A 1,584-nucleotide genomic window follows, 5' to 3' on the forward strand; every position below is an offset into this window, starting at 1 on the left:
GCTCGGCCTGTTCGTCTGGGCCTACCGCGAGGCCGGGGGCGGCGAGCCGCTGTTCGTTCCCGCCGGCTGGGCGGCGCCGCTGGTCGTCGCGCTGATGCCGCTGTCCTTCCTGCTGATCGCCGCCCGCGTCACCAGCAAGGCCGGCGAGCCCGACGCCCCCCACCCGCCGCGGGGCATCTACCGGATCACCCGCTTTCCCGGCAGCATGGGGCTGCTGCTGTGGGCGCTGCTGCACCTGCAAGCGACCGGGGACGGGCGGCGGGTCGTGCTGTTCGTCGCGATGGCGGCCATCGCCGTGTTCGCCATGGTCAAGAACGACTGGCTGCTGCGCCGCAGCGCGGCCGGGCGGGCCTACCGGGCGGAGACCTCCGCTCTGCCCTTCGCCGCCATCCTGGCCGGACGTCAAAGCTTCCGTCCCGGGGAGATCGGCTGGGGCCGTGTTCTGGGCGCGCTGGCCGCCTACGCCGCGATGATCGCGGTGCATCCCTGGCTGTTCGGGGTCAGCCCGCTCTATTGGCTGTAGCGGAAAGGTCTGCGGCACGCCGGTGCGGTCCGCCTGTTGACGGTCATGAGAACAGACCGCACCGGAAGGACAGCGCCATGGAGCATCACACCGGCCCCGACGACCCCCGCGTCCGCGAGCGCGCCCACGCCATCTGGGAGCGGGAGGGCCGTCCCGAGGGGCGCCACATCGCGCATTGGCAGCAGGCCACCCGCGAGATCGCCGAGGAGGACGCCGTCCCCGGTCCGGAGGCGGGGCTGCAAACCCCGGACAGCGCCAGCGAGCGCGCACTGCACGAGGCCGCCGAGCATCTGCGCGGCGTGGATTCGCACAGCCACCACCGCCAGTCGTCGCCGGCGGAAGGCTGATCGGGCGCAAGGCTGATCGTCAGTCCTCGTCGTCCAGGGACAGCTGACGGACTTCCAACCTGGGGTCGGGCTGCTGGGAATTGGGTTGGGGCAGCGGGCGCGGCTCCGCCGCCCGGCCCGCGGCGGCTGGCGGGGCGGCGCGCGGCGGGCGCAGCGGCTTGTTCACCGTGCCGCGCGGCCCGATGCTCGGCTCGTCGCCGAAGTCGGGCAGGGGCGGGCAGCGGTCCATCACCGCGCGCATCAGCACGGCGACGCGGTCCGTCTGCTTGCGCAGGCCCTGCCCGCGCTCCCCGTCGTAGAGCGGGTCGTCGAGGAACTTGCGGATCTCCATCAGCGCGCGGAACTCCACCCCCACCGTCTCGTGGGTGCCGATGGGCAGCGCCTTGACCCGCGCGAAGGTGTTGAAGAAGCCCAGGCTCTCCTCCACGAACAGGATCACCATGCGGGCGTGCAGGCGTTCCAGCGCGGTGGTCATGGGGCCGATCAACTCCTCCATCTCCGACGGGGCGGCGTCCAGACGTTCCTGGGTCACCGCCGCCAGCGAGAAGAAGTCGCGCACCTTGCGGGAGAATTTGCGGTAGCGGCCCATCCCGCCGACCGACACGCGCTCCCGCGCCGCGGCCGCCAGATCCGCGCACGTCTTCAGCATGTCGTCGAGCCGCATCAGCATGCGGGCGACTTCGCGCTGGCGCTGGGCCGCGCTGACCATGGGGG

Annotated in this window: 3 protein-coding genes; 2 read left to right on the forward strand and 1 reads right to left on the reverse strand. The window is 72.6% G+C overall.

Features of this window, described 5'->3' with window-relative positions; genetic code table 11:
- Positions 1 to 523: NnrU family protein (locus tag GBZ26_RS29280; protein ID WP_174441786.1), on the forward strand; the 523-nt coding region annotated here is incomplete at its 5' end.
- A 77-nt stretch (positions 524 to 600) separates the two neighbouring features.
- Positions 601 to 870 carry a DUF2934 domain-containing protein gene (locus GBZ26_RS29285; RefSeq protein WP_174441787.1) on the forward strand — a complete coding sequence of 90 codons (270 nt, stop codon included), beginning with the start codon at positions 601 to 603 and terminating at the stop codon, positions 868 to 870.
- A gap of 19 nt (positions 871 to 889) precedes the next feature.
- Here the strand turns inward: GBZ26_RS29285 and GBZ26_RS29290 are convergent.
- Positions 890 to 1,584: hypothetical protein (locus GBZ26_RS29290; protein ID WP_345772088.1), on the reverse strand; the 695-nt coding region annotated here is incomplete at its 5' end.

It is taken from the genome of Azospirillum formosense (genome assembly GCF_013340925.1).
GTDB classification, from domain to species: domain Bacteria; phylum Pseudomonadota; class Alphaproteobacteria; order Azospirillales; family Azospirillaceae; genus Azospirillum; species Azospirillum formosense.

Coding starts and splice junctions, on each gene's coding strand:
- GBZ26_RS29285 (WP_174441787.1), top strand. CDS start 601: ATGGAGCATCACACCGGCCCCGACGACCCCCGCGTCCGCGAGCGCGCC.